The 6,540-nt window shown below is 42.9% G+C and carries 5 protein-coding genes and 5 tRNA genes; 3 read left to right on the forward strand and 7 right to left on the reverse strand.

Annotated elements, in window-relative coordinates:
- Nucleotides 1-96 precede the first annotated feature (96 nt).
- The 4 genes from OW495_RS23815 to OW495_RS23830 form a co-directional block, all read right to left on the reverse strand.
- Nucleotides 97-172, reverse strand: a tRNA-Thr gene (locus OW495_RS23815).
- Nucleotides 173-186: 14 nt separating this feature from the next.
- Nucleotides 187-261: transfer RNA gene (locus OW495_RS23820), tRNA-Gly, on the reverse strand.
- 38 nt (nt 262-299) lie between these two features.
- Nucleotides 300-384: transfer RNA gene (locus OW495_RS23825), tRNA-Tyr, on the reverse strand.
- 45 nt (nt 385-429) lie between these two features.
- Nucleotides 430-505, reverse strand: a tRNA-Thr gene (locus OW495_RS23830).
- Nucleotides 506-715: 210 nt separating this feature from the next.
- On the opposite strand from OW495_RS23830, the gene coaA reads away from it, so the two are divergent.
- The gene (coaA, locus tag OW495_RS23835; protein ID WP_017108613.1) at nt 716-1,639 is read left to right on the forward strand and encodes a type I pantothenate kinase; all 924 of its coding nucleotides are present in this window, start codon (nt 716-718) and stop codon (nt 1,637-1,639) included.
- A 7-nt stretch (nt 1,640-1,646) separates the two neighbouring features.
- Here coaA and birA read toward each other — a convergent pair whose 3' ends face one another.
- On the reverse strand, nt 1,647-2,612 hold the full coding sequence (birA, locus tag OW495_RS23840) for a bifunctional biotin--[acetyl-CoA-carboxylase] ligase/biotin operon repressor BirA (RefSeq protein ID WP_102513946.1): 966 nt from the start codon (nt 2,610-2,612) through the stop codon (nt 1,647-1,649).
- Nucleotides 2,609-3,655: a UDP-N-acetylmuramate dehydrogenase gene (gene murB, locus OW495_RS23845; protein WP_102513947.1), complete on the reverse strand. Its 1,047-nt coding sequence runs from the start codon at nt 3,653-3,655 to the stop codon at nt 2,609-2,611. Before murB ends, birA begins: the two co-directional genes overlap by 4 nt.
- Nucleotides 3,656-3,721: 66 nt before the next feature.
- Between murB and OW495_RS23850 the strand changes: the two genes are divergently transcribed.
- Nucleotides 3,722-4,153: a GNAT family N-acetyltransferase gene (locus OW495_RS23850; protein ID WP_102513948.1), complete on the forward strand. Its 432-nt coding sequence runs from the start codon at nt 3,722-3,724 to the stop codon at nt 4,151-4,153.
- Between the two features lie 91 nt (nt 4,154-4,244).
- Nucleotides 4,245-5,585, forward strand: coding sequence for a CDP-diacylglycerol--serine O-phosphatidyltransferase (gene pssA, locus OW495_RS23855; protein WP_102513949.1), 1,341 nt, complete (start codon nt 4,245-4,247; stop codon nt 5,583-5,585).
- 839 nt (nt 5,586-6,424) lie between these two features.
- Here pssA and OW495_RS23860 read toward each other — a convergent pair.
- Nucleotides 6,425-6,501: transfer RNA gene (locus OW495_RS23860), tRNA-Asp, on the reverse strand.
- Nucleotides 6,502-6,540: the final 39 nt, after the last annotated feature.

Below are 6,540 nucleotides of genomic sequence, written 5' to 3' on the forward strand. Positions count from 1 at the left end.
TGGGGTGTCCCTCTAGGTACGGATTAGGTGGCTTAAAATAAGACCACGCAACCAAAAAAAATGGTTTTTTTATTAAAAGGAGAAGAAGCTTTAGACTGGTGCTAATACCCAGAGTCGAACTGGGGACCTCACCCTTACCAAGGGTGCGCTCTACCGACTGAGCTATATCAGCACACAAAAATGAGTTGGAGCGTGCAGCGGGAATCGAACCCGCATCATCAGCTTGGAAGGCTGAGGTAATAGCCATTATACGATGCACGCAACACGTAACTCTTTTGAGCTATTTAACCTTTAGAATATGGTGGAGGGAGACGGATTCGAACCATCGAAGGCAGTGCCGGCAGATTTACAGTCTGCTCCCTTTGGCCACTCGGGAACCCCTCCAAATTTTGATCTTTCTCTCGCTCTCTATAAATAGAGGGGAGAAAGTGGTGCCGACTACCGGAATCGAACTGGTGACCTACTGATTACAAGTCAGTTGCTCTACCTACTGAGCTAAGTCGGCACAAGTGGGGCGCATTTTATTGAATGATTTTCCACCTTGCAATAGTAAATTGCAAAAAAGTGAAAAATTCTCTTATCAAATTCATATATACGGTTATTTAGCTCAAGGTTTCTGCCTTTAATCCGCATCTAGTAAAGGAAGATATTTAATTTATCTATCGCTTGATGTATTTTCCATGCACTTGTTTTGTTATCCACTATAGAGTTTTGTATGAGCCCATTTATGTCATTTGACCGCGCGCAGTGGTCTGAACTAAGGAATTTAGTTCCGATGACACTTTCTGAGAGCGATTTGAAAGAGCTTCAAGGCATCAATGAAAAACTGACAATGGAAGAAGCTGTAGAAATTTACCTACCGTTATCTCGTCTGTTGAACCTCTATGTGGCCGCTCGACAAAATAGAAACTCAGTACTTCATCAATTTCTGGATAAGAAAGAGACTGCGCCCCCCTTCATCATTGGTATCGCTGGCAGTGTGGCGGTAGGTAAAAGTACAACAGCTCGTCTACTCAAAGCTCTATTATCTCGTTGGGACAACCACCCTAAAGTTGAGCTAGTTACGACAGATGGCTTTTTGTACCCCAACGAAGTGCTGCAAGAAAAAGGCCTAATGAGTAAGAAAGGGTTCCCTGAGTCTTATGATATTAAAGCGCTAGTCAACTTTGTTTCAGACGTAAAGGCGTGTAAGCGTAATGTGACAGCACCCGTGTACTCTCACCTCACCTACAACATTACCAAGGAAGTAAAAGAGGTCGACTTACCCGATGTGCTCATTATTGAAGGGCTCAACGTTCTACAAAGCGGTATGAATTACCCACATGAACCTCATAGAGTCTTTATTTCAGACTTCCTCGACTTCTCGTTGTATGTCGATGCCGAAAGCGCTCAAATTCAACAATGGTATGTAAATCGTTTTATGAAGTTTCGTGAAGGTGCCTTCGCTAAACCAGGGTCATATTTTGGGCACTACACTAAATTATCAGATCTAGCCGCTAAGGAAAAAGCAGAAGGTATTTGGCAATCAATCAATGGTTTGAACCTAGAGCAAAATATCCTTCCGACCAGAGAAAGAGCTCACCTGATTTTACGGAAAGGCGCTGATCATATGGTTGAGGAAGTGTTACTAAGAAAGTAATTACCTCTTAGTCCCCTTTTCTTAGGGATATCTCTCCACCGATATAGCTCTCAACACCGTTCTCAGTTTTGAGTAATACGGCACCTTGTTCATCGATACCTTGTACTACACCTTCAATTTCTCTAGGTCCAATGATCAGCCTAACGTTGCGACCTAAGAAGTTATCTAAACGATTCCAGCGTTCGACAAAATTGGACATTCCTTTCAATTCATAGTCAACGAGCGACTTGTCCCAAGCATTAATCAAAGCCTGAGCTAAGTCATTACGATCCGGCACTTTCCCATCACACACTTCTTTGAGAGAGGTCCATGGTTGGCCAATACCTGATGTTGTAGGGTCCATTGATAGATTAAGCCCCAAACCAATCACAATATGAGCAGCCCCACCAGATTGTCCTGACAGCTCTACTAAGATGCCTGCGAGCTTCTTATCATTATGATAAAGGTCGTTCGGCCACTTTAGTTTAACGCCTTCAACCCCCATATCCTCCAACGCCTCTACAACGGCAACACCAACCACAAGACTCAGTCCCATAGCCGCAGCCATACCGGCATCGAGCCTCCAGTACATTGAAAGGTATAGATTTGCACCGAATGGCGATACCCATTCACGCCCACGACGTCCGCGACCTGCAGCTTGATATTCAGCCACACAGACTGAACCTGACTCAAGGGTGCTGGTACGTTCTAACAGGTGTTGATTTGTTGAACCTATGATTGGAATCAACTCCAGAGAAGCATCACGGCTAACAGCTGACAACCTCTCCTGATCGAGCATATCCAAACGACTGGCTAACTTATATCCCTTACCTTGTACTCGATAGATATCCAAACCCCACTCTTGAATACCTTTAATATGTTTACTGATGGCGGCTCTCGACACACCCATCATTTCACCCAGATCTTCACCAGAATGAAACTCGCCATCAGCAAGACATTTTAGCAATGTGAGCTTGGTACTGTGTTCTCTCATGCCATGGTCTCCAAAGCCTTGTCTAAGTTTGTCTCACTGTCTTGGCCCATAAAGCGAACTTCGTGTTCCAGTGGAATATCGAACTTGTCCAGTACAGCTTGACGTACTCGTGCTGCAAGTTTGAGGATATCCACAGCAGACGCTTCATCATAATTGATAATAACTAAAGCTTGGTTTGGATGAACTTGAGCACCACCTTCAATCACACCTTTAAACTGGCATTGATCAATGAGCCACCCAGCGGCGACTTTGATCATGTCGTTACTCTCGTAACCGACGATGTTTGGGAATAACGCAGACAACCGATCAAAATGATCTTTAGTGATCACGGGGTTTTTAAAGAAACTTCCCGCATTCCCTTGCACGGATGGGTCTGGTAGCTTACTTGAGCGTATAGCACACACTTCATCGAATATAGTACGAGGAGAGAGCGTATCGGCTGCTAGGCTTTTTAACGGGCCATAGTGATTACATGGCTTCCACTCCTTCGGCAACGTTAAACCGATAGCAACAACAATCGCCTTATCGTAGAGAGCGTGCTTGAAAATAGAATCTCGGTAACCAAAGAGACACTCTTCTTTGCTTAATCGCTTAACTGTATAAGTATCCAGACACAGGATATCGACATACTCGCATACATCTTGTAGCTCAACACCATACGCACCAATATTTTGAATCGGAGCCGAACCTGAACAGCCGGGTATCATTGCTAGGTTTTCTAGACCACCAAGCCCTTTATCCACACTCCATTCAACTAAGTTTGGCCAATCTTCCCCCCCACTAACATGCAGTAGGTGATGACTGTCCGTCTCGGTCAACTCAATCCCGGCTAATTTATTCACAATGACCAGGCCAGCGAAGTGTTCAGTAAAGAGCATATTACTGCCTTTCCCGAGCATTAATTTAGGCAAGGCTGACCATTGAGGGTATTGATATACGGAAATGAGCTCGTCAACAGAGGTGACTTCGACAAGTACATCGCAAGTCTGTTCGATCGAAAAAGTATGAACATTTTTTAAGCTAGCATTGAGATAAGATTGCATGGCGATATTTAATTAAATTACACTGCCGACATTCTAACGCAGATAAACAAATGGCGCAGTGACTGAATGAACAATGTCATCATTACTCAATTAGACCCCGTAAAGGTTCCCCTCGTTAAGCGTTTTTACAAAGAGCATTACCCAACAGGTAAAGCCAACAAAAGCGAGCAAATCTACTCATTAGAACTAGATGGTCAGTTATGTGGTGTAGTTCGCTTTCGAACGATAGAAGATGTACGCTTACTTACCGGAATGGCTATCTCTAAGGAACACCGCGGCAAGCGATTAGGTTCACAGCTAATGGATTATTGTGTTCTTCACACGCTGACGGAAAAAGATTATTGCTTCGCGTATTCTCATCTGACTAATTTCTACAATCGTCATCAATTCATACAAATCGATCCTAATGAACTACCAAATGGTTTGAGAGTCTTATATGAGCGCTATTCGAATAGCGGAAAAGATCTCATTCCTATGCATTATCAGCAAAATTGTTAGAGAATGACTCGATTATCTAGTATTTGATGCTATCCCTTTGGTAAAATTGAAGGTTCGCAATTTTGCATATTTTTAAGGTAAAACAGTCAATATGATTGCTAGTAGGAATCCATTCATACAGTTGCCAACCATAGCGCAGAATCCTGACAAGTTTGAAGTACTGCTATCAGCGCAAGAGTTCCGAGCTCGCTTACTTGATGAGATATCTCGTGCAACTACTCGTATTAGTTTAGTTGCTCTGTATCTTGAAGATGATGACGCTGGCCGTGAGATCCTAACTGCCTTATACGAAGCAAAGCAAAAGAACCCTGAATTAGACGTGAGCGTTTGTGTCGATTGGCATAGAGCTCAGCGTGGATTGATTGGTGCGGAATCCTCTGAGGGCAATGCAGCAATGTACAAAGAGTTTGCTGATAAATACCAGCACACCGTACCTGTTTATGGCATTCCTGTTCGTGGCAAGGAAGTGTTTGGTGTATTGCATCTAAAAGGCTTTATTGTCGATGACAGCGTGATATACAGCGGTGCTAGCCTTAACAATATCTATTTAAGTTATCATGACCGTTACCGTTTCGATCGCTACCATGTTTTAAACAACGCAACACTTGCTGACTCAATGTTCTCCTATATCCAAGAACAAATGATCTCAGACATCGCTGTTTATGATCTTGCTGATAAGAACAAGCCACTAACTAAAGAGTTAAAGCCAGCAATCCGTCAATTCAGAGCATCGTTAGCGCGCTCTCAATACAAATTCGATTCTCAAGAAGTCTCGGCAGATCAAGTTGCTGTAACTCCTTTAGTTGGTATAGGTAAGAGACGTAATCGCCTAAATCAGGGAATTAACCAACTTGTTGCTCAGGCTAAAGATGAGATTTTCATTTGTACGCCATATTTCAATTTTCCACCAAGCCTAGCGAAGGAAGTGAAGAAAGCACTTAAGCGTGGCGTCAAGGTCACGATTGTTGTCGGCGATAAAACAGCAAATGATTTCTTTATCTCACCGGAAGAAGAATTTAAAACGATTGGTGGATTGCCTTACTTATACGAATTAAACCTTCGTCGATTCGCGAAGGCTAATGAAGCAAATATAGCAAGTCGTAATCTGTCTATCCGACTTTGGCAACACGACTCTAACAGCTTCCATTTAAAGGGCATTTGGGTTGATAAACGCTACATGCTGCTAACAGGTAACAACCTAAACCCGCGCGCATGGAAATTAGACTTAGAGAATGGCATATTCATCCAAGATAACTACCATCATCTAACGGACAAATTCCAAACTGAAGTTGATAATATTGTTCAGCACACACAGCTTATTTGCACTTATAAACAGTTAGATAAAGTAGATAGCTATCCAATGGAAGTACAGAAACTAATTCGAAAGATCACTCGAGTTAAAGCAGATAGAGTTCTTAAACAAATCCTCTAAATCGTTGTATTTCCCATTGTCCTAAATGCCTAGCTATCACTGGGCATTTTTATATCTACATTAGAACCTCAAGCTTAACCCCAAGTGCCGATATCTCTTCTGAAGTTACCTATCCAGAATCTACTAATACCTACTCACAAGATAACTCTTGGCAATTCTCTGATGAGATATGAGTTGTATGTGAAAGCCAGAGAAACTTGATACATCAGATTAGTTACGGTTGCCGCCTTATAGAGCGAGGCAACAGTTACTTATATTTAGCCAGGGTTCAGTTTAAGTTTCCCCATAGAAAATATAAGTACCGGGATTACAACTTCGAAGCTGAGTTCAAGTAATATACCTACCGCCAGATACCAAACTTACCACCCTAGCAATATTCACTATTAGGACAAGAGACAGCTAGCAGGCTAGTTGGCTCTCGAATCGCAGTCTACCTTACAAAACAACAAACCTTCCTAACTAGGCTTCTTGCCAATTGTACTCCTAGAGCTCCGCAGAAGCTTATTTACCAAGACCAAACCTAACCAACATAACAAACACATAAAAGTGTAAAAAAGCTCTGCGATTTCTAACCAGGCTTTCTAACCTATGGTTGATTCGATTCGAGAATTACCGGCCATGAGCAACCTTTACGGGAGGGTTGTAGTAACTAGGAGCTAAAACTCACATCTCAGAAACGACGAAAGCCTAGTCGTCAGACTAGGCTTTCTAATATGTGCCGGAATAGCGTGAAGTGTAGGGTCTCGATGCCTTTACAGCACTCATACAACCTACAAGCAAAACTCTTTTCTTCAAATGTAAAAAAGCCCTGCTATTTCTAGCAGGGCTTCTCTAATAAGTGGCGGAGTGGACGGGACTCGAACCCGCGACCCCCGGCGTGACAGGCCGGTATTCTAACCAACTGAACTACCACTCCGCAGTGGTCAACTCACTAAGTGAGCGTCCATATCTCCAG

The organism is Vibrio sp. 14N.309.X.WAT.E.F5 (assembly GCF_030397615.1).
Lineage (GTDB): Bacteria > Pseudomonadota > Gammaproteobacteria > Enterobacterales > Vibrionaceae > Vibrio > Vibrio lentus.